This window comes from Curtobacterium sp. AB7 (genome assembly GCF_044909335.1).
In the GTDB taxonomy this organism is placed as follows: domain Bacteria; phylum Actinomycetota; class Actinomycetes; order Actinomycetales; family Microbacteriaceae; genus Curtobacterium.
Window position 1 is genome coordinate 472,855 of record NZ_JBIYED010000002.1, and the last position, 19,379, is coordinate 492,233.

21 protein-coding genes are annotated in these 19,379 nt (G+C 71.7%); 6 read left to right on the forward strand and 15 right to left on the reverse strand.

Features of this window, described 5'->3' with window-relative positions:
- Positions 1 to 4: 4 nt before the first annotated feature.
- The gene (locus ABH929_RS08280; protein ID WP_132099936.1) at positions 5 to 244 is read left to right on the forward strand and encodes a hypothetical protein; all 240 of its coding nucleotides are present in this window, start codon (positions 5 to 7) and stop codon (positions 242 to 244) included.
- Positions 245 to 248: 4 nt separating this feature from the next.
- Here the strand turns inward: ABH929_RS08280 and ABH929_RS08285 are convergent, their stop codons facing one another.
- Complete coding sequence (locus tag ABH929_RS08285; protein ID WP_263090107.1) at positions 249 to 497, reverse strand: hypothetical protein; 249 nt, start codon at positions 495 to 497, stop codon at positions 249 to 251.
- Complete coding sequence (locus tag ABH929_RS08290) at positions 494 to 1,000, reverse strand: MarR family winged helix-turn-helix transcriptional regulator (protein ID WP_263090105.1); 507 nt, start codon at positions 998 to 1,000, stop codon at positions 494 to 496. Before ABH929_RS08290 ends, ABH929_RS08285 begins: the two co-directional genes overlap by 4 nt.
- A gap of 92 nt (positions 1,001 to 1,092) precedes the next feature.
- Between ABH929_RS08290 and ABH929_RS08295 the strand changes: the two genes are divergently transcribed.
- Positions 1,093 to 2,022, forward strand: coding sequence for an NADP-dependent oxidoreductase (locus tag ABH929_RS08295; protein ID WP_263090103.1), 930 nt, complete (start codon positions 1,093 to 1,095; stop codon positions 2,020 to 2,022).
- An 11-nt stretch (positions 2,023 to 2,033) separates the two neighbouring features.
- Here ABH929_RS08295 and ABH929_RS08300 read toward each other — a convergent pair whose 3' ends face one another.
- The 6 genes from ABH929_RS08300 to ABH929_RS08325 are packed head-to-tail and all read right to left on the reverse strand — an operon-like array spanning position 2,034 to position 9,140.
- The gene (locus tag ABH929_RS08300) at positions 2,034 to 2,660 is read right to left on the reverse strand and encodes a pentapeptide repeat-containing protein (protein ID WP_263090100.1); all 627 of its coding nucleotides are present in this window, start codon (positions 2,658 to 2,660) and stop codon (positions 2,034 to 2,036) included.
- Between the two features lie 58 nt (positions 2,661 to 2,718).
- Positions 2,719 to 3,924: an acyl-CoA dehydrogenase family protein gene (locus ABH929_RS08305; RefSeq protein WP_404560838.1), complete on the reverse strand. Its 1,206-nt coding sequence runs from the start codon at positions 3,922 to 3,924 to the stop codon at positions 2,719 to 2,721.
- On the reverse strand, positions 3,921 to 5,639 hold the full coding sequence (locus ABH929_RS08310; protein WP_404560839.1) for a dipeptide ABC transporter ATP-binding protein: 1,719 nt from the start codon (positions 5,637 to 5,639) through the stop codon (positions 3,921 to 3,923). Before ABH929_RS08310 ends, ABH929_RS08305 begins: the two co-directional genes overlap by 4 nt.
- Positions 5,636 to 6,544 (reverse strand): ABC transporter permease, encoded by a 909-nt coding sequence (locus tag ABH929_RS08315; protein WP_404560840.1) that lies wholly within the window; start codon positions 6,542 to 6,544, stop codon positions 5,636 to 5,638. The genes ABH929_RS08310 and ABH929_RS08315 overlap by 4 nt, the downstream gene beginning before the upstream one ends.
- A complete protein-coding gene (locus ABH929_RS08320) occupies positions 6,541 to 7,479 on the reverse strand; it encodes an ABC transporter permease (RefSeq protein ID WP_404560841.1) in 939 nt (312 codons plus the stop codon). The genes ABH929_RS08315 and ABH929_RS08320 overlap by 4 nt, the downstream gene beginning before the upstream one ends.
- A complete protein-coding gene (locus tag ABH929_RS08325) occupies positions 7,479 to 9,140 on the reverse strand; it encodes an ABC transporter substrate-binding protein (RefSeq protein ID WP_404560842.1) in 1,662 nt (553 codons plus the stop codon). The genes ABH929_RS08320 and ABH929_RS08325 overlap by 1 nt, the downstream gene beginning before the upstream one ends.
- A 175-nt stretch (positions 9,141 to 9,315) precedes the next feature.
- Between ABH929_RS08325 and ABH929_RS08330 the strand changes: the two genes are divergently transcribed.
- Both ABH929_RS08330 and ABH929_RS08335 read left to right on the forward strand, forming a co-directional pair.
- Complete coding sequence (locus ABH929_RS08330; RefSeq protein WP_404560843.1) at positions 9,316 to 10,686, forward strand: NtaA/DmoA family FMN-dependent monooxygenase; 1,371 nt, start codon at positions 9,316 to 9,318, stop codon at positions 10,684 to 10,686.
- A 56-nt stretch (positions 10,687 to 10,742) separates the two neighbouring features.
- A complete protein-coding gene (locus tag ABH929_RS08335; protein ID WP_205462960.1) occupies positions 10,743 to 10,934 on the forward strand; it encodes a hypothetical protein in 192 nt (63 codons plus the stop codon).
- A gap of 27 nt (positions 10,935 to 10,961) precedes the next feature.
- Here the strand turns inward: ABH929_RS08335 and ABH929_RS08340 are convergent, their stop codons facing one another.
- The 4 genes from ABH929_RS08340 to ABH929_RS08355 are packed head-to-tail and all read right to left on the reverse strand — an operon-like array spanning position 10,962 to position 14,657.
- Positions 10,962 to 11,618 carry a response regulator gene (locus ABH929_RS08340; protein WP_404560844.1) on the reverse strand — a complete coding sequence of 219 codons (657 nt, stop codon included), beginning with the start codon at positions 11,616 to 11,618 and terminating at the stop codon, positions 10,962 to 10,964.
- Complete coding sequence (locus ABH929_RS08345) at positions 11,615 to 12,901, reverse strand: sensor histidine kinase (protein WP_404560846.1); 1,287 nt, start codon at positions 12,899 to 12,901, stop codon at positions 11,615 to 11,617. Before ABH929_RS08345 ends, ABH929_RS08340 begins: the two co-directional genes overlap by 4 nt.
- Positions 12,898 to 13,749 carry an ABC transporter permease subunit gene (locus tag ABH929_RS08350; protein ID WP_404560847.1) on the reverse strand — a complete coding sequence of 284 codons (852 nt, stop codon included), beginning with the start codon at positions 13,747 to 13,749 and terminating at the stop codon, positions 12,898 to 12,900. The genes ABH929_RS08345 and ABH929_RS08350 overlap by 4 nt, the downstream gene beginning before the upstream one ends.
- A complete protein-coding gene (locus ABH929_RS08355; RefSeq protein ID WP_404560848.1) occupies positions 13,746 to 14,657 on the reverse strand; it encodes an ABC transporter ATP-binding protein in 912 nt (303 codons plus the stop codon). The genes ABH929_RS08350 and ABH929_RS08355 overlap by 4 nt, the downstream gene beginning before the upstream one ends.
- 113 nt (positions 14,658 to 14,770) lie before the next feature.
- On the opposite strand from ABH929_RS08355, the gene ABH929_RS08360 reads away from it, so the two are divergent.
- Entirely contained in the window at positions 14,771 to 15,766 is a 996-nt protein-coding gene (locus ABH929_RS08360; RefSeq protein WP_404560850.1) for an alpha/beta hydrolase, read from the forward strand.
- 9 nt (positions 15,767 to 15,775) lie between these two features.
- On the forward strand, positions 15,776 to 16,342 hold the full coding sequence (locus tag ABH929_RS08365) for a GNAT family N-acetyltransferase (RefSeq protein WP_404560852.1): 567 nt from the start codon (positions 15,776 to 15,778) through the stop codon (positions 16,340 to 16,342).
- Between the two features lie 177 nt (positions 16,343 to 16,519).
- Here the strand turns inward: ABH929_RS08365 and ABH929_RS08370 are convergent, their stop codons facing one another.
- From ABH929_RS08370 to ABH929_RS08380, 3 genes are all read right to left on the reverse strand, one after another.
- Complete coding sequence (locus tag ABH929_RS08370; RefSeq protein WP_404560853.1) at positions 16,520 to 16,891, reverse strand: VOC family protein; 372 nt, start codon at positions 16,889 to 16,891, stop codon at positions 16,520 to 16,522.
- 107 nt (positions 16,892 to 16,998) lie between these two features.
- The gene (locus ABH929_RS08375; RefSeq protein ID WP_404560855.1) at positions 16,999 to 17,694 is read right to left on the reverse strand and encodes a helix-turn-helix transcriptional regulator; all 696 of its coding nucleotides are present in this window, start codon (positions 17,692 to 17,694) and stop codon (positions 16,999 to 17,001) included.
- A 108-nt stretch (positions 17,695 to 17,802) separates the two neighbouring features.
- The gene (locus tag ABH929_RS08380) at positions 17,803 to 19,284 is read right to left on the reverse strand and encodes a mannitol dehydrogenase family protein (RefSeq protein ID WP_263090066.1); all 1,482 of its coding nucleotides are present in this window, start codon (positions 19,282 to 19,284) and stop codon (positions 17,803 to 17,805) included.
- Positions 19,285 to 19,379 lie beyond the last annotated feature (95 nt).

A 19,379-nucleotide genomic window follows, 5' to 3' on the forward strand; every position in this document is an offset into this window, starting at 1 on the left:
CGCCATGACCTCCCAGAGCACTCGGGTCCTGCACGTGATGTGCACGGTGTTCCTGTTGGGCGCCTTCCTGTCGGTCGGGATCGGTGGGTGGTCGCTCGCGAACGACACCGGGGGCGGTGCGAACATCGGCGGCGGCATCCTGATGCTGTTCGGCTACCTGCTCGGTCTGATCGGGATCGCGCTCGGCGTCGCCACGCTCGTCGTCGCCACCGTGTCGCGGCGACGGTCACGCACGCGCAGCTGACGCCTCAGCGGCGGCGGGTGCGGAGCCGCTGCACGCCCACCCATCCGGCGACCGCGAAGCAGCCGAGCGCGAGGACGTACGAGACGAGCAGGTCGGCCCATGCGCGCGGGTTGATCGATCCGTCGGGCAGCCGCTCCTGGAGTTGGAACGACGTCGGGAACAGCCAGTAGGACGTCGCGTAGACGGTCAGCCCCAGCCCGACGACGAGCGAGCCGACGATGATCCACCGCGCGGTGGACCGCTCGAGGCTCATGCGGTCGCCGCCTTGCCGGGACGCCGTGACGCCGACCGTGGCGGGTTCGCACGGAGGTGCTCGCTGATGCGCCCGAGGATCCGGGCGAGGTCACTCGCGTCCCCGTCCGTGATCGGCGCGAACAGGAGTCCGTGCACGGTGCCGATGTGGCCGGGGAACACGTCGGCGAGGACCTCGCGCCCCACGTCGGTGATCGTGACGACGGTGCTGCGTTCGTCGTCCGGCGACGGGGACCTCGTGACGAGGCCGCGCTGTTCGAGCAGTTGCGCTTGGTAGGTCAGCCCGCTGCGGCTGTAGACGACGCCGTCGGCGAGGTCCGTCATCCGCTGGCGGCCGTCGGCGGTGTCACCGAGGCGCGCGAGGAGCTGGAACTGGACGTAACTCAACCCACCGACGTCGCGGAGCTGCTTCTCGACCGCGGGGCGCAGGAGCGCACTCACCTCGGTCAGCGCGAAGTAGGCGCCGAGCTGTGTCGGGGTCAGTGCGGTGGGGGTTTCGCTCATACGAGCATCCTACCTGTTGCTTCGAGTTCGAAGCAGTGCTAGCGTCTCCGACAAGCGCTTCGAATTCGAAGCAAACAGGAGAGGGCATCATCATGAAGGCAGTGCAGTTCCACGAAGTCGGCGGACCCGAGGTCCTCCAGTACGGCGAGGTCGAGCAGCCGACCCCGGCAGCAGGACAGGTGCGACTGCGCGTCGCGGCGTCCGCGTACAACGCTGCGGACAACGGCATGCGGGCCGGCTTCCTGCCGATCCCGATCCAGCTGCCGCATGTCCCCGGCTACGACGTCTCCGGCACGGTCGACGCGATCGGCGAGGGCGTGACTGGTCTGACCGCGGGCGACGCGGTCATCGCGTTCCTGCCGATGGACCGCGACGGCGGGGCAGCCGAGTACGTCATCGCACCGGCGGACGCCGTGGTCGCAGCGCCGACGAGCATCCCACTGGCCGACGCGGCCGCGCTGCCGTCCGTCGCGCTGACCGCCTGGCAGGCCCTGTTCGACGACGGCCGGCTCACCGCCGGACAGCGGCTGCTCGTCGTGGGTGCCGGCGGGGTCGTCGGCAAGTACGCCGTCCAGCTCGCCAAGCGCGCCGGAGCACACGTCATCGCGACCGCCAGCCCACGCAGTGCCGACGCCGTGCGCACGGCCGGTGCCGACCACGTCATCGACCACACCGACACCGACCTGCTCGATGCCCTCGACGGTCAGGTCGACGTCCTGCTCAACCTGGCGCCGATCGAGCCCGAGCAGTTCGCGGCGGACGTCGCAGCGGTCCGTGACGGCGGAGTCGTCGTGAGCACGACGGCGTTCATGGCCACGCCGGGTGACGAGTCCCGAGGCGTTCGTGCAGCGACCGTGTTCGTCCTGCCGAACCGCGAACGCCTGATGGAGCTCGTCGCGCTGGTGGACGCCGGGGCCCTGACGGTCGAGGTCACGCGGCGCATCCCGCTCGCCGAGCTCCCCGCACTGCACGCCGAGGGCGCAGCCGGGAGGATCGCCGGCAAGGTCATCGTCCTGCCCTGACCTGACCCGGATCACCGGAGCGGCCAGTGCGACGGCCGGTCCAGGTCGCCGGGCAGCACCGTGGACGCATCGCCCTGGGCAGCGTTCACCTGGGGTTGGGTCAAGAACAGCGCGTTCGACAGGTCCGCTCCCCCGAGCCGGGTGTCGCGCAGGTCCGCCCCGAGCAGGTCGACACCCGACAGGTCGCATCCCCGCAGGTCCGCGGCGATCAGGACCGCACCGCGCAGATCGGCGCCGACCAGGACGCGAGATCGCAGGTCGCGGCCGGCCAGGTCGGTCGATGGGTGCAGGTCACCGGCCGCGTCGCCGGCGGTGGGGTACCCACCTCGAGCCTCCGCGCTGACGTCGATCAGGACGGAACGGACCCCGGACCGGAGCGACTCGACGTTCACCGCGAGGACGCCGGCCAACTCGCCGTCGAGGATCTGCTGGATGCGGAGCCGGAGCCCGGTCGGTGCGTCCGCGCTTCCCAGAGCGGTCGAGCGGGACCCCGCCTCGGCCAGGTACCAGAGCATCTCGTGGAGCTGCCGGGCGACCGCGAAGGCCCGGAACACCTGCGGCTTCGAGTCCGGCCGGTCGACCGAACTCGTGCCGTCGAAGCAATCGGTGGTGGTGCCCCCGCGGAGGCGGTGCAGCACAGGACGGAGCAGTCACCGCAGGCAGCGCGGAGCACCGAGCGGTCGCCGGTCGACGTGATCACCCGGTCTCACCCGTGGCCCAGAAGTAGGTCAGCGGGGAACCGTTGACCAGGTGGTCGCCGATCACCCGTTGCTGGAACACCACCGGGTTGTGCGACGACAGGGTCCGCGCGTTCCGCCAGTGCCGATCGAGGGATTTGTCCCGGTCGGTGGCGCTGGCCCCGCCGACCTCGAAGAGCGTGGTCGCCGCCCGGAGCACGATCTCGACCACCACTGCCTGGAGGGCGATCGTCCGGAGTTCGGCCGCATCGATCAGCGCGTCGGCTCCGTCATCACCGGACTCGATCGCGCCGTGCGCAGCGTCGATGGCCCCGGCGGCGTCCAGGACGAGGGCCTCGGCGGCGATCGCGTCCGATGCGATGCGGCCGACGACGGACTGCACGAGCGGGTCCGTGGCCGCGGTCGCCCCGACTCCGTGCTGGTAGTGCCGGGTCCGTGACCGTACGAACGATGCGGCGTCGCGGGCGGCCGCGGCGCCGACCCCGGCGAGCGACGCCAGGAGGACGGTCTGCAGGAACGCCGGCAGCACGGTTCGCCGCTCCGCACGCTCGGGTCGGAGTTGCCAGAGCTCCACGCGGACGCCGTCGAACCTCGTCGTGCCGCTGCCGGTGAGCCGCTGCCCGAAGCCGTTCCAGTCGTCGCGGACCTCCACACCGGGGTCGTCGACCCGCACGGTGACCCCGACGGTGTGCCCGTCCGGTGTGCGCGCGGAGACGGTCGTCCAGTCGGCGAAGATCGTGCCGGTGCTGTAGTGCTTCTCACCGTGCAGGCGCCAGCCGTCGCCGTCGGGCACGATGTGCGTCGACAGGGATCCGACCGCGGCGGTCGAGCGCTCGTGGCTGGCGTTGCCGAAGACCTCGCCCGCGGCGATACGGGTGAACCACTCGTCACGGCGGACGACGTCGGGTTCGAGCAGCAGTTCCTCGACGAACGCGAAGTGCGCGCGGAGGAGCTGCGGAATGTTCGAGTCGGCCTCCGCGAGACGGATGAGCAGCGCGAAGAGGTCGGTCGCCGACGCACCCGCACCGCCGGAGGACGTCGGCACCGTCACGGCTGTGAAGCCCGAATCCGCCAGCCACCCGACCGGTTCGTGCGGCAGGGAACGGCTCTGCTCGCGCTCCACCGCCCCGGCCGCGATCCGCTCGAACACCGGCGCGAAGCGCTCCAGCAGGGAGGTGGGGGTGGGCAGTGTCGTGGTGGTCATGACTCCTCCTGGAGGTTCCGGTGGGCGCTGACGCCCGGGATCGCGTCGAGCAACCCCTGCGTGTACGGGTCGCGCGGCGAGCGGAACACCTGGTCGGCCGTTCCCTCCTCGACGACACGACCGTCGCGCAGCACGAGCACGCGATCGCTGACGTGGTGGATCACACCGAGGTCATGCGAGATGAAGAGCGCAGCGGTTCCGTACTCCTGTCGGATGTCGGCGAGCAGGTCGAGCACCTGCGCCTGGACGGACACGTCGAGCGCGCTGACGGCCTCGTCGAGGACGAGCACGTCTGGATCGGTGGCGAGCGCGCGGGCGATGGCGACGCGCTGTCGCTGGCCTCCGGACAGCGTCGATGGGTGCCGGCGTGCGATGGACGGGTCGAGTCCGACGCCGGTGAGCAGCTCCTCCGTGCGAGCGGTGTCGGAACGACCGTCCTCGGGTGTGCCACGGGCGGCTCGCGCCCCGGTGAGCGCCGAACGGATCAGCTCACCCACGCTGCGGCGAGGGTCGAACGACGACAGGGGGTCCTGCGACACCGTTGCGATCCGCGGTCGATCACCGCGACGAGCACGCTCCGACAGTGCCGACCAGGGCCGTCCCTCCAACGTGACGGAGCCCGAGGACGTCGGGGTCAGCGCGAGGGCGATGGCAGCCGTCGTGGACTTCCCGGAGCCGGACTCCCCCACGATCCCGAGCGTCTCCCCTGCGCGCAGGTCGAACGACACGTCGTCGACCACGGTCCGGACGACCCGGTCGGGGCCGCGGTAGCGCTTGCTGACGTGCGAGACGGAGAGCACCACCGATCCGACGACGGGCACCGGCCGCGAGGCCGGCCGGGGCGCGAGGGTTGCACGGGGAGCGTCGGACAACCGTGTGCCCGGCGCGTGCGCTGCGGGGATCGCCGAGAGCAGCCGCTTCGTGTACGGGTCCTGCGGGTCGCCGAGGACGGCGCCGACCGACCCCTGCTCGACGACGACACCGTGCTGCATCACCACGACGTCGTCCGCGAGCCGTTCGACGACGCCGAGGTCGTGGCTGATGAGCACGAGCCCGGTCCCGCCTGCACGGAGCTCGTCGAGGAGCGCGAGGATCTGCGCCTGCACGGTGGTGTCGAGCGCCGTCGTCGGCTCGTCGGCGATGAGCACCGCGGGGTCGAGGGCGATCGCCGCGGCGATGAGCGCGCGCTGCCGGAGCCCGCCGGACAGTTCCGACGGCAGCTGCCGCGCACGCAACGACGGCGACGGGATCCCGACGCGCTCGAGCAGCGAGAGCACCTGCCGTTCGCGCTCCGCCCGCGGTCCGACGCCGTGCACCCGGAGCGCGTCGGCGACGGACGCCCCGACCTTCCGGAGTGGATCGAGCGAGACGAGGGCGTCCTGCAGCACGTACCCGGCCTCCTTCCCGCGCACCTTCCGCCACGAGCCGTCGGACAGGTCGCGCAGGTCGCGTCCGCCGAGCGACAGCGTCGAGGCCGTGGTCGTCGACGTCGGACCGTTCAGCCCGAGCAGCGACCGGGCCGTGACGCTCTTGCCGGAGCCGGACTCACCGACGATCGCCACGCAGCGTCCGGCCTCGAGCGTGAAGGAGACGTCCTGCACGACAGTGCGGCCGCCGAAGGCGACGGAGAGACCTCGGACGTCGACGACGGGATCGTCGCCACCACGGAACGGGACGGACGCCGTGGCGGACGTGAGCTGCGATGCGGTGGTCACCGGGGGCCTCCAGGCTGGGTCAGGGTCTGCAGGGCGCGACCGACGGCGGTCAACGACAGCGCGAGCAGGACGATCACGACGCCCGGCCAGAAGTCGAGCCACCACGCCTGCTGCAGGTAGTTCCGGCCGGCGTTGAGCATCGCGCCCCACTCCGGGGCGGGCGGCTGCACGCCCATGCCGAGGAACCCGAGCGCGGACGCCCAGACGATCGCCTGCCCGATACCAAGCGTGACGAGCACGGTGAGCGGCCGGAAGGCGTTGGGCAGCAGCGTCCGGAACAGCACGTGCGCCGAGGAGTGCCCGAGCGCGCGTTCTGCCTGCACGTACGCGGCCCCGCGGACCGCGAGCACCTGCCCCCGCACCATCCGGGCGTACCCCGGGATCGTCGCGATGCCGACGGCCAGGATCTGTGTCCCGGCGCTCGACCCGAAGACGGCGATGAGGATGAGCGCGAGCAGGATGCCCGGGAACGCGTAGAGCACCTCGATGACACGCGTCACCACGGCGTCGACCGCTCGGCCGCCGAGTCCGCCGAGGACGCCGAGGAGGACGGCACCGGTGAGGCCGAGCGCGGTCGCGCCGACCCCGATCAGGACCGACTGACCGGCCCCGTGCACGACGCGCGAGTAGACGTCCCGCCCGGACTGGTCGGTCCCGAAGACGTGCTGCGCACTGGGTGCGTCGAAGCTCTTGCCCAGGTCGATGGCGAGCGGGTCCTGTGGTGCGAGCAGGGACGGCCAGAGGGCTGCCACCGCGACGAGCGCGATGAAGGCGGCGGCCGCCCAGAACGAGACGCGGCGCAACGGGTGGGAGGCTCGGCGCACCTTGCGGACGCCGGCCTCAGCCGGTACCGGGTCGGGTTGCAGGGCGCGGGGTTCGCTGGGTGCGATCGTTGCGGTGGTCATGCTGCGGCTCCCGTCGTGCGGCGCAGTCGTGGGTCGATGACGACGTACGCGATGTCGGTGAGGATGTTCGCCACGACGTAGACGAGCGCGACGACGAAGGTGATGCCGATGACGAGCGGCAAGTCCTGCGCGCTCACGGCCGTGACCAGGACTTGCCCGATGCCCTGGCGGGCGAAGACGACCTCGGCGATGACGGCGCCGGAGACGAGCGAGCCGAGGCCCCAGCCGGACAGCGTCACCCCGGGGAGCGCCGCGTGCCGGAGCACGTACTTCCCACGGATGGCGCGCTCGGACAGACCACGACTGCGGGCGGAGAGGACGAACGGCTGCTGCTGCTTGTCCTCGAACTCGTCGCGGGTGACCTGGCCGAGGAACCCGGCGAGCGGGATCGCCAGCGTCAGGGCGGGCAGGACGATGCCGAGCGGACCGGAGCCGATGACCGGGAACCAGTGCAGCTGCACGGCGAACACGAGCAGCAGCACGAGACCGAGCCAGAACTGCGGGAGGCCAGCAGCGACGGTCTCGACGGCGGAGCCAAGACGTCCGACGATGCCCGGGCGTCCGGCGGTCAGGAGCGTCGAGGTGACCGAGAGCAGCCAGGCGATGACGAGCGCGGACACCGTCAGCGCCAGGGTCGGGCCGATCTGCCCCGCGATGACGCTCGTGACGGACTGCTTCAGCGTGTAGGACTCCCCGAAGTCGAGCCGGAACAGCCCGCCGAGGAAGTCGCCGTACTGCGCGATGAGGGGCCGGTCGAAGCCGTACTGTTCGGTGACCGCGGCGACCGCTTCCTTCGTCGGGTGGGCCGCAGCGCCACCGAGGATCGCGACGGCGGGGTCGCCCGGCACGGCGTGCTCGAGGAAGAACACGATGGTGCCGACGGCGAGGAGCAGCACCACCGCCTCCACGATGCGCCGTGTGACTCGGATCACCATCAATTGCCTCCGTCGATCAGGTAGGCGTCGGAGAGGACGGGTTCGCCCTCGCTGGGTTCGATCCACACGCCGCCGACGCGTTCGGAGATGCCGAGGCGGGTCTGGATCGGGTAGAGCGGCAGCGTCCAGGCCTTCGACGACAGCCGCTCCTGGGCCGCGGCGTAGTACTTCGCTTGCGCAGCCGGGTCGGTGGTCGCCGTGCCCGCGACGAGCAGCCGGTCGAGCTCGTCGTCGTACGCGAACGCCGAGTTCTGCCCGTTGTCGACGTCGTAGGTCGCCTTCGAGTACTTGATGTACATCACGTGCGGCGTCGGGCTGTTCCAGTAGTTCCCGAGCAGGTCGTACGCCTTCGGGTTGCCCCACACCGCGTTCATCGACGAGGAGTCCAGCGCCTGCAGCAGGACCTTGACCCCGACGCGCTTCTCCATCGCCTGGATGTCCTGCAGGATCGTGACGTCGGCCGGCGGGGTCTCCGCGGAGTCGGCGTTGTACGGCAGCCTCACCGTCAGCGTCTCGCCGTCCTTCGTCCGGTAGCCGTCCGCGTCACGTCCGGTCCAGCCGGCCTCGTCGAGGAGCCGCTTCGCCTCGGCCGGGTCGTAGGGGAAGGGCTCGTGGTACGCGGCGTCGTAGTGCGGCGTCCCCGAGGAGACGTTGTTGCCCTCGTACGGGAACACCCCGTTGTAGGCGCTCTCCACGGCTTCCTTCGCGTCCGAGGCGTGCACGAACGCCTTCCGCACCCGGATGTCGCTGAAGACCGTGCTCTTCGTGTTGATGTCGAGGCTGAACGGCGCTCCTGAGTGCACGAACGACTGCAGCTCGATCGAGGGGTCCGACTTCGCCAGGCCCTCGCTCTCCGGCGGGACGTTGAAGATGACGTCCGCTTCGCCCGAGCTGAGCGCGCCGTACCGGGTGGTGTTGTCCTTGAGGAACTTCCACGTGATGCCGTCGAGGTAAGCGGGCCCCTGGTGCTTCGCATCGGCCGGAGCGCTGTTGTACCCATCGTTCCGGACGAGCTCGACGTCCCGCTCGTGGTTCCACTCCGCCACCTTGAACGGCCCCGTCCCGACCGGCGACTCGCAGTTCGCGGCGAGCCCCCGTGCCATGGCCTTCGGTGACTCCATGCCGAAGAACGCCTGCGACAACGCGGCGAGGAGCGGGGAGTACGGCCGCTTCAAGGACACCCGGACGACGTGGTCGCTGATCGCGGTGGCCTTGTCGAAGTACCCCGTCAGGTACAGCAGATCGGTCGAGGACTGCGTCGCCGGGTCGAGGATCTGGGTGAAGTTGTCCACCACGGCCTGGGCGTCGAACGGTGTGCCGTCGGTGAACTCCACGCCCTGCTTCAGGGTGAAGTCGTACTGCTTGCCGTCGTCCGAGATCGTCCAGCTGGACGCGAGCCACGGCTGCACGCTGCCGTCGTCCTGCAGCGACACGAGCGAGTCCAGGTACTGCCTGGCGATGTAGGTCTGCGGCATGTCCCCGGAGTTGTGCGGGTCGAGGCAGGTCGGTTCACGGTCGGTGGCGTACACGAGCGTGCCGCCGCGGACCGGGCCCCGGTCGCGGCCCGCGCCGGTCGACCCGTCGGCGCAGCCGACGAGCACCGTCACGACGGTGACCACCGTGGCCGCGACCACGAACGGTCGGAGTGAGAGACGAACCATGGGGAAGGACGGTACGGCTGGCGTTCCGTCGGCCGCGAGCGCCGGGCAACACTCCGCAACGGACCGACATCCGGCGTCACACCGGGCACGCTCTGTGCCGTCGGATGACGTCGCCGCGCACGTAGCACTCCGTCACGAACACCGGGGCTCCGGCGTCGGTTCCTACGCTCGGGGGATGCCGAAACGTCTGCTCCTCAACGTGTTCGAGATGAACTGCGTCGGCCACATCACCCACGGGCTGTGGCGCCTGCCCGCCAACAACCGGCACCGCTACACGGACATCCGCTACTGGACCGAGCTGGCGCGCACCGCCGAGGCCGGGCAGTTCGACGCGGTGTTCATCGCCGACGTCCTCGGGGCCTACGACGTGTACAGCGGCTCCGCGGCACCGGCGCTGCGCGAGGGCTTGCAGATCCCGAACAACGACCCGATGCTCGTGGTCCCGGCGATGGCGGCCGTGACGGAGCACCTCGGCTTCGGCATCACCTTCTCGACCAGCTACGAGCCACCGTTCGCGTTCGCGCGACGGATGTCGACGCTCGATCACCTGACCAACGGCCGCGTCGGCTGGAACGTCGTCACGAGCTATCTGCCGAACGCGGCCCGCAACTTCGGCCTGGCGACCGAGATCCCGCACGACACCCGGTACGAGATCGCCGACGAGTACCTCGAGGTGCTGTACCAGCTGTGGGAGGGCTCCTGGGAGGACGGCGCCGTCCTGCGGGACGCCGAACGCGGGATCTACACCGACCCTGCGAAGGTCCACCCGATCGACCACGTCGGTACGCACTTCCGGGTCGCCGGGCCGCACCTGTCCGAGCCGTCGCCGCAGCGCACCCCGACCCTGTTCCTGGCGACCGGTTCGCCGGCCGGCATCGCCCGCGCGGGCCGGCACGCCGAGGTCGTCTTCACCGGCGGGCACGGCGTCGAGCGCACCGCTGACGCCGTCCGGGCCGCCGCCGAGTCAGCGGGCCGTGAGCGTGACGACGTCAAGTTCGTGACGCAGGCCGCCGTGATCACCGCGCCGACGCAGCGCGACGTGGACGACAAGGTCGCCCAGTACCGCGCGTTCCAGAGCGAGGAAGGCCCCCTCATCCACGGGAGCGTGCCCTTCGATGCCCTCGCGCACCCGCGTGGCCGCTCCGTCCGGGACGCACTCGAGGCCGAAGGGGTGGAGGGCGGCGAGCGGCTGGTCGGCCGCGTTGCCCTGGACCAGACCGTGGGAGAGCTCCTGGACCGGGTGAACGAGGCATGGCACGGCGCCTTCTGGGCCGCCGGTGTCCCCGAGGCCGTCACCGAACAGATCGAAGGCTGGCTGGACGACGACGGGATCGACGGCATCAACCTGCGGCAGTACCACTCGTTCGACACCGTGCGCGACTTCGCGACCCACGTCACCCCATTGCTGCGGGAACGCGGCCGACTGCCCGAGCGGTACACCGACGGCGAGACGCTTCGCCAGCGCGTTCAGGGCGGCGGGCCGTCACGACTGCCGAGCCGCCACCCTGCGGCACGGCACCGCCGCGGAGTCGACGCCCGAGCCTGATCGCCGGGCGCATCGGCGTTCCGCCCGTCCGCAGTCCCGACGCGTACGGTGCACATGTGACCAGAACCCACCCGGCAAGACCGCACCGCCTCGTGCTGATCGCCGCCGCCGGCGTGCTGGTGATCGGCGTCGTGCTCCTGTTCACCCCGTGGGACGGGCTGGTCCCCGTGCTCGCCTGGGTGCTGATCGTGGCGTCCATCGCCCTCGGCGCGATCACCCTGTTCTTCTCACGCGCACCCCGCAGCTGAGCGCGCCGCCACGCGACAGGCACCCCGTCAGGACCGCGGCACGAGACCGTGCTCGTAGGCGAAGATCACCGCGTGCACCCGGTCACGCAGCCCGAGCTTGCCGAGCACCCGCCCGACGTGCGTCTTGACCGTGGACTCGCTCGTCACCAGGTGTGCGGCGATCTCGGGGTTCGACAGCCCGCGGGCCATCGCGAGCAACACGTCGCGCTCCCGCGGGGTCAGGGGCTCCAGCGGGTCCGGACCCGCCGGCCGGTCGTCGGGGAGCACAGAGCCGAACAGCTCGAGCATCCGCTGCGTCACCCGCGGTGAGACCGCGGCCTCGCCCGCTGCCACGGACCGGACGGCGTCGAGGAGCTGCGCGGCGCTGACGTCCTTGAGCAGGAACCCGCTCGCCCCGGCACGCAGGCCGCCGAACGCGTACTCGTCCAGGTCGAAGGTCGTCAGCACGAGCACCCGGGTCTCGGGGACCTGCTTGACGATCGCGGCCGTCGCGGTCACGCCGTCGACGTGGGGCATCCGGACGTCCATCAGCACGACGTCCGGACGCAGGGCACGGACGAGCCGCACGCCCGCACCGCCGTCGCCGGCCTCACCGACGACCTCGATGTCGGGTTGTGCCTCGAGCAGCAGCCGGAACCCGGTCCGGATGAGTTGCTGGTCGTCGACGATCGCGACGCGGATCACCGGTCCTCCGTCCTGACCGGGATCGTCGCCCGGATCTGCCAACCGTCGGTGCCGTCGCGGGAGCCCGCGCGCACCTGCCCACCCAGCGCGCGGATGCGCTCCTCGATCCCGATGAGCCCTCGACCCGACCCCGTCGTGGCGTGCGCCGACCCGTCGGGCCGAGTCGGGCCTCCCGTCCGTCCGTCGTCGGTGACGACCACGGTGACCTCGGTGGCGGACGCGGCCACCTGTACGTCCACCGATCGGACGCGCTGCGCGTGCCGGGCGGTGTTGGTGAGGCCCTCCTGCACGACCCGGTACACGGCGAGCTGCAGGGCATCGTCGTCGGGGACGACGCCGACGAGTTCGAGGGCGACGGGCGTGCCCAGCGCACGGAACCGGTCGACGAGCTGCGGGACGTCGTGGACGCCCGGCTGCGGCGCGAGCGCGGGTTCACCGTCGCCGCCGAGCACCCCGAGCATGCGGCGCATGTCGCTCATCGCGCCACGGCCGACGTCGGCGACTCCGCGCATGGCCGCGGCAGCGGACCCCGCCGAACCGACGGGTGCACCAGCGGACGCCCCCGCCGCCGCGCCCTCGGCCAGCCGCACCATCACGGTGAGCGAGTGCGACACGATGTCGTGCATCTCGCGCGCGATCCGGGCCCGTTCCGCGGCGGTGGCGAGCTGCGCCTGCTGGTCGCGCTCCCGGGCCAGCTGGTGCGCGCGGTCGATCAGCGCCTGCGTGTAGCGACGGCGGTTCGACACGTTGACCCCGATCAGGACCGCTGCCAGCAGGAACGTCGTGGGCTGCGGGTACAGGACGTCCGCGAGTCCTCCGGACCCCGGTGCGACCACCCAGACGCGCAGCGCCGTCGCCCCCGCAGCCAGCACGACGGCGACCGCGGCCGTCCACCACCCGGCGGCGCGCGACCACCACACGGTCGCGGCGTAGACCGTGAACAGCGCCGGGGAGTACCCCGCTTCCGTCCAGGTCATGGCGACGACGGACGCGAGCCCGAGCACCGCCGTCGCCGCGGGGTGCGAGCGCCGGAGCGGGATGCCGGAGACGGCGATCAGCACGAGGACGACGACCGCGACCCGCGCGACGGGGCTCCCGTCGACCTGCCACGAGCTCCGCAACGCCACGGCCACCTCGATCGCACCCCAGAAGACCATGAGCAGCGCGTCGGTCATGACCGGGTGGCGCGCCCAGAACCGCCGGAGCCGGCCGGGTGCATCGGGCAGGGCGATGACCCCGGCACCGTCCTGGACGGCGCCGGGGTCGAGGTCGGCAGGGGTCACGCGTCCCGCTTCTCGACCAGGGCGAGCGCCGTCACCGAGGCGACGACCACCCAGGCCAGCAGTACCGCGAATCCGCTCCATCCCCCCAAGGCTAGGACGCCGTCGTGCCACCCCGACGTCACCTCGGTGCCGAACTGCATGAGCGGCTGCCCGGCGTTCTGCGGCAGCAGGTTGGTCAGCGTGCCGAGCCACTCCGCTCCCGTGAACGACTGCACCAGCTGCACCACGACCGGGGCGACGAGCATCAGCCCGAGCACACCCGCGATCGCCCCGGCGGTGGAACGCAGGACCACACCGACCGCGAAGGCGAGCAGGGCGATGAGCGTCAGGTAGACGGAGGCGCCGAGCAACGGCATCGCGACGCTCGCGTCCAGCGACGCCTCGACGTTCCGCCCCGCGGCGATGGGCAGCGTGATGAACGCCGTGGCCCAGACGCTCACGGCACTCGTGACGAAGACGGCCACGGCGAGGACGATCGCCTTCGCCGCCAGCGCGACCGACCGCCGTGGGACCGCTGCGAACGACGAGCGGATCATGCCGGTGCCGTACTCGCCGGTGACGACGAGGGCGCCGATCACCGCGACGACGAGGACCGAGAGCATCGTTCCGCTCGTGCTGTACTGCACCAGGGCGTTCCGCGCCGCGTCGCCGGTGAGCCCCTGCCCGCCGGTGTCCGCGAAGGCCGCCAGGAGCACACCGATGCCGATCGGCAGGACGAACAGCAGCAGGAAGCTCCACGCCGTCGACCGCAGCGAGCGGAGCTTGATCCACTCCGAGCGCAGGACGCCGGAGAAGTGGATACCGGCTCCGTCGTGCCGCGGCAGGGTGGTGCTCGTGACCGCGCTCACCGGGCCACCTCCGATCGGTACTCGACCTGGTCGTGCGTGAGTTCGAGGTAGGCCTGCTCCAGGCTCGCCTCGGTGGTGGCGAGCTGGTGCAGGACGATGCCGGCAGCACCCGCTGCCTCGCCGATCTGCTCGGCACCGAGGCCACGGATCTGCAGCGCCCCGTCGCCCTCGTAGCCGATGGTGACGTCCGGTCCGGCGATCGCGTCGAGGAGCCGCTCGGGCTCCGGCGTCCGCACCGTGACCGACCGCTCCGTGGCGGCGGCGACCAGGTCCGCGATGTCCGTGTCCGCGAGCACCCGGCCGCGACCCATCACGACGATGCGGTCGGCGGTCAGCGCCATCTCGCTCATCAGGTGGCTCGAGATGAAGACCGCCCGCCCCTCGGCGGCAAGACTGCGGGCGAGTCGACGCACCCACACGACGCCCTCGGGGTCGAGACCGTTGACCGGCTCGTCGAGGATCAGCGTCTGCGGATCGCCGAGCAGTGCCGCCGCGATCCCGAGCCGCTGCCCCATGCCGAGCGAGAACCCGCCGACGCGCTTCTTCGCGACGTTCTCGAGACCGGTCATCCCGATGACCTCGTGCACACGGGCCGTCGGGATCCGGTGCGTCGCGGCGAGCGCCGACAGGTGGTCGAAGGCGCTGCGTCCCTTGTGGACCGCCTTCGCCTCGAGCAGCGCGCCGACGCGACGCAGCGGGTCGGGCAGCTCGCGGTAGGGGCGTCCGTCGACGTGGGCGGTGCCCGAGGTCGGCCGGTCCAGTCCGACGACGGCGCGCATCGTGGTGGACTTGCCCGCGCCGTTCGGACCGAGGAAGCCGGTGACGACGCCGGGACGCACCGTGAAGGACACGTCGTCGACGGCGACCTTCTCGCCGTAGCGCTTGGTGAGGTTCTGGATCTCGATCATGCGGCAACGGTACGGAGACGACCGCGTCCGCCACATCGCCGTCGCAGACGATCTCCGCGGGGCGGTCGTGGTACCCCGGTACCACCCGCAGCGGTGCCGGATACGGTGGGGACATGGCCGTCCAGCGCTGGCACGAGGACGTCCTCGGAGCGCCCTACGAGCGACTCGAGCTGCCGCTCGGCACCGACTCCGAGGGTCCGGTCGTCGCCACCCTCGTCCGTCGGCGGCACACCCCGACGGACCTGCTGCTGCACGGGCGCGGGCCGCTGCACGGTGCCGACGTGCTGTACGTGCACGGGTGGTCGGACTACTTCTTCCAGACCGAGTTGGCGGAGCGGATCGAACGGCTCGGGGCGCGCTTCCACGCGTTGGACCTGCGGAAGTACGGCCGGAGCCTCCGCCCCCACCAGACCCCGGGCAACGTCGACGACCTGGCGGTGTACGACGAGGACATCGCCGCAGCGCTCGACGCGGTGTCCGCCGAGCACCCCGGCCCCGGCGAGCGGCGGCTCGTGCTGATGGGGCACTCCACCGGCGGTCTGACGCTGTCGCTGTGGGCTGCGCGGCACCCGGAACTCGTCGACGGCATCGTCCTGAACAGTCCGTGGCTCGAGTTCCAGGCGACCGCCGTGGGCCGGGCGATCGTCGCACCCGTCATCAAGCTCGGTGCCAAGCGGAACCCCCTCGCCCCGATGCCCGCCGTCGACCCCGGCTTCTACACGCGCACCGTGTCGGCCGCGGGTGAGGGCTCGTGGACGTACGACCAGCAGTGGCGGCCGGAACGCGGGTTCCCCCTGCACCCGGGATGGCTCGCGGCGGTCTTCGCGGGGCAGGAGACGGTCGAGCACGGGCTCGACATCCAGGTCCCCGTCCTGGTCATGCTCAGCGACAAGAGCATGTTGCAACCCCGGTGGGACCCCGGCATGGCACACGCCGACGTCGCGCTGAACGTCGACACGGTGGCCCACCGAGCCCTGTCGCTCGGCAACGAGGTGACGGTCCGCCGACTGCCGGGAGCCGTGCACGACGTGGTGCTGTCCGCGCCCGACGTGCGCGAACAGGCGTACGACGCGATCGGACGCTGGGCCACCACGCTGCGCCCCCGCTAGCGTGGCGGGATGACCGACCGCTCCGTCCGGCTGACTCGGATCGACCCGACCGGGGTCGACCACGATGCCCTCGTCGACTTCCTGTCGACCGAGGACTTCCCGTTCCACGTGCGGCGGACGTGGAACCGGTCGGAGGCCGTCCAGGCCGTGGCGTCCGGCTCCTACCGCGACGAGGAGCACGACTCGTACTGGGTCGACCACACGGAGCACGGCCGCATCGGGTTCGTCCGGCTGGAGGACCTGGAAGACCCGGTCCCGCTGTTCGACCTGCGCATCGCCGGCGCGTTCCGCGGTCGCGGACTCGGCGTCCCGACGCTGCGCGCGGTCACCGACCACGTCTTCGGCACCCTGCCGTCGGTGACCCGCTTCGAGGGTCAGACCCGCGAGGACAACACGGCGATGCGCCGGGTCTTCGTGCGTGCCGGGTGGGTCAAGGAGGCGCACTACCGCGAGGGGTGGCCGGTCGAGGGCGGCCGCGCGGTCGCGTCGGTCGGGTACGGGATCCTGCGCCACGACTGGGAGACGGGCGAGACGACGCCGGTGCCGTGGGACGACGACGTGCTCCCGGACGACTGACGGTGCGGCGCGATCCGGGTCGCGACCCAGGGCGAACGGGAGGCCCGGGTGACGCCCGCCACGGCCCGTCCGCCGGGGCGGGCGGCTACGTCCAGGGCGTGACGCGCGCGATCAGCCGCCGGTGGCCGTCCGGAGCGCGCTGCACGTGCGCCGGAACGCCGCGCTGAGCGGCTTCGCTCAGGCGGGGCGACTGAAGAGGTTCACGAGGTTGCCGTCGGGGTCGCGGAACAGCGCCGACCGGTTGCCCCACGGCATCGTCGTCGGCTGCAGCACGACGTCGTCGAGCTCGGCGCGCAACTCCTCGAACACGGCGTCGACGTCGGCCACCACGAACTCGAGGAACACGCCGCCGTTCGTGCGGGGCTCCGGCGCAGCCGCTCCGAGCATCGCCACCGTCACCGGGGTCGCGAGGGCGAGCACGGCACCTCCGGTCACGATCTCGGCGAAGACCGCGGCGGGCCGCCGAGCCTCGGTGCCGGTGACGCGCTCGTAGAACCGCACCATCCCGTCGAGGTCGTCGGTGATGATCCGGATGGATGCGAACTGCACGGGAAGCCCTCCTGGCCGGCCACCGTGACCGGACTCGTCGAGCATGCGGGACCACCGCGACAGCGTCCTGTCGGTGTTTCGGCGGATCAGCACGCGGATCGGGCGGCTCAGTCGCCGAGCACCGGACGCAGCACGCCGTGCGGGATGTCGAGTTCGTCGAGGTGGACCACGCGCGGCGGTGCCGGCTCGTCGGTCTCCTCGACCGCCAGCACGCGGTCACCGCGGAAGGCCCGGACGCCGTCACGCAACCGGCACCACGCGACGAGGTACCAGTCCTCGCCCTTCCCGATGTACCCGAGCGGTTCGACGACGCGATCGGTCTCCGCGCCCGCTGCGTCGCGGTACCGCATCCGGACGACGCGCCCGCCGGTCAGCGCCCCGGCGAGCGCCGTGGGAGCAGGTGTGCGCTCCCCCGACTCGAGCAGGTGCACCCGGCTCGCCAGTCGCGCTGCGCGTCGGGCGTCGTCTTCGGCGAGCACCGCGGTGACCTTGCGGGCAGCGCTGCGCGCCGCGTCGCGGAACGGGCTGGAGGCGACCGTGCCGAGGCCGATCGCCACCGCGAGCGCTTCGTCGACGGTCAGCCCGAGCGGCGGGAGCGTCGCACGGGCGTCGATCGTGTACCCGCCGGTCCGCCCCGGCTCGGCCCAGATCGGCACCCCGGCCTGCTGCAGGGACAGCAGATCCCGCTCCACCGTGCGCACGCTGACCCGGAACCGCTCGGCGAGTCGGCGCGCGCTCCGCAGCGCGGGCGCAGCGGCGCGCAGCTCCTCGACGAGCGCGTACAGGCGGTCGGTCCGGTTCACGACGCGACCATAGCCCGTGACGCCACCGGGCACCGGACGGGAGGCGCAGTGCCAGCCGGCACCGGGCCTCCCGTCCGCCGTCCGGTCACGCGCAGGGCGCGACCCGGGTCAGGAACGCGCCAAGCGTTCGACCGTGGCGTGGGCGCCGTCGGCGATGAGCCCGTCGAGGGCGTCGCGGTACGCCGCGACGAACCGTTCGTCGTCGATCAGGTCGCCGAAGACCTGCCGGTTCGCGATGAAGGCGAGCCGGTCGTCGCGCTGGGTGAGCGCGATGCGGTGCAGCGGTTCGGCCAGCCGGTCGACGATCTGGATCGGCTCGCCGGACTCGTCCGTGCCCTCGTCGTAGCGCGCCCACGACGCGACGATGCCGGCGGACAGCGTGACGGGCCGGCCGGCGGCGAGGTTGTCGCGGACCACCGGCAGCAGCCACTTCGGGATCCGGTCGCTCGACTCGGCACAGAGGCGCGCGAGGGTGTCGCGGACCTCGGGGTTCTGGAAGCGCTCGATGAGGGTGGACTTGTAGTCCTCGAGGTCGATGCCGGGCACGGGGTGCAGGGTGGGCGAACCCTCCTCGTCCATGTAGCGGCGCAGGAACGTGGCGATCGCCGGGTCCTGCGTGGCCTCGTGCGCGTAGCGGTACCCGGACAGGTACCCGAAGTAGCACAGGCCCTGGTGCGAGGCGTTGAGCAACCGGAGCTTCATCAGCTCGTACGGCTCGACGTCCTCGACGATCTGCACCTCGGCGTCCTGGTACGGCGGACGTCCGGCGGGGTGGTCGTCCTCGAGCACCCACTGGAAGAACGGTTCGGCGACGACGGGCCAGGCGTCCTCGATGCCGAGCTCGTCGCGGACCCAGGCGCGGTCCTCGTCGGCGGTGACCGGGGTGATGCGGTCGACCATCGAGTTCGGGAACGACACGTGCTCGTCCATCCAGTCGGCGAACGCCGGGTCCTGCAGGCGTGCGTAGGCGGTGAACATGTCGCGGGCGACGTGGCCGTTGCCCTGGATGTTGTCGCAGGACATCACCGTGAACGGCTGCTCGCCGCGGTCACGTCGTCGACGCAGGGCCTCGACGACGAGGCCGAACACCGTGCGCGGCGGTCCGTCGCCGCGCAGGTCCGCCGCGACGCCAGGCTCGTCCGCGACGAACTCGCCGGTGACGTGGTCGAAGTTGTAGCCGCCCTCGGTGATGGTCAGGCTGACGATCCTGGTGTCCGGGTGCGCCATCTTCTCGACCACGGCGTCCGGGTCGTCGACGGCGAGCAGGTAGTCGACGATGCTGCCGACGACACGGGACTCGCGGGTGCCGTCCGGGTGCTTGAGGACGAGCGTGTAGAGCCCGCCCTGCTCCGCCATCGCCGTGGCCATGCGGCGGTCCTGCTCGAGGACCCCGACGCCGCAGATGCCGTACTCGCGCGCCTCGCCCTGCTGGAGCAGCCGGTCGATCACCATCGCCTGGTGCGCGCGGTGGAAACCGCCGACGCCGAAGTGCACGATGCCGGCGGTGATCCCGCTGCGGTCGTAGGTCGGGACGGCGACACCGCTCGCGGCGATCTCGTCGAGGGTCTCCGGGGACAGGCGGACGGGCATCGGGTACTCCTTCGTACGGCGGTCGTTCTGGCGGTCGCGCCGCCGGTCGCACCGGCGGTCGTGCTGGGTGCAGTCAACCACGCGCACATCTGTTC

Bases quoted from the DNA above. Each gene is read 5' to 3' on its own strand.
- ABH929_RS08280 (WP_132099936.1), top strand. From the start codon at position 5: ATGACCTCCCAGAGCACTCGGGTCCTGCACGTGATGTGCACGGTGTTC.
- ABH929_RS08285 (WP_263090107.1), bottom strand. From the start codon at position 497: ATGAGCCTCGAGCGGTCCACCGCGCGGTGGATCATCGTCGGCTCGCTC.
- ABH929_RS08290 (WP_263090105.1), bottom strand. From the start codon at position 1,000: ATGAGCGAAACCCCCACCGCACTGACCCCGACACAGCTCGGCGCCTAC.
- ABH929_RS08295 (WP_263090103.1), top strand. From the start codon at position 1,093: ATGAAGGCAGTGCAGTTCCACGAAGTCGGCGGACCCGAGGTCCTCCAG.
- ABH929_RS08305 (WP_404560838.1), bottom strand. From the start codon at position 3,924: ATGACCACCACGACACTGCCCACCCCCACCTCCCTGCTGGAGCGCTTC.
- ABH929_RS08315 (WP_404560840.1), bottom strand. From the start codon at position 6,544: ATGACCACCGCAACGATCGCACCCAGCGAACCCCGCGCCCTGCAACCC.
- ABH929_RS08320 (WP_404560841.1), bottom strand. From the start codon at position 7,479: ATGGTGATCCGAGTCACACGGCGCATCGTGGAGGCGGTGGTGCTGCTC.
- ABH929_RS08325 (WP_404560842.1), bottom strand. From the start codon at position 9,140: ATGGTTCGTCTCTCACTCCGACCGTTCGTGGTCGCGGCCACGGTGGTC.
- ABH929_RS08330 (WP_404560843.1), top strand. From the start codon at position 9,316: ATGCCGAAACGTCTGCTCCTCAACGTGTTCGAGATGAACTGCGTCGGC.
- ABH929_RS08355 (WP_404560848.1), bottom strand. From the start codon at position 14,657: ATGATCGAGATCCAGAACCTCACCAAGCGCTACGGCGAGAAGGTCGCC.
- ABH929_RS08360 (WP_404560850.1), top strand. From the start codon at position 14,771: ATGGCCGTCCAGCGCTGGCACGAGGACGTCCTCGGAGCGCCCTACGAG.
- ABH929_RS08365 (WP_404560852.1), top strand. From the start codon at position 15,776: ATGACCGACCGCTCCGTCCGGCTGACTCGGATCGACCCGACCGGGGTC.
- ABH929_RS08380 (WP_263090066.1), bottom strand. From the start codon at position 19,284: ATGCCCGTCCGCCTGTCCCCGGAGACCCTCGACGAGATCGCCGCGAGC.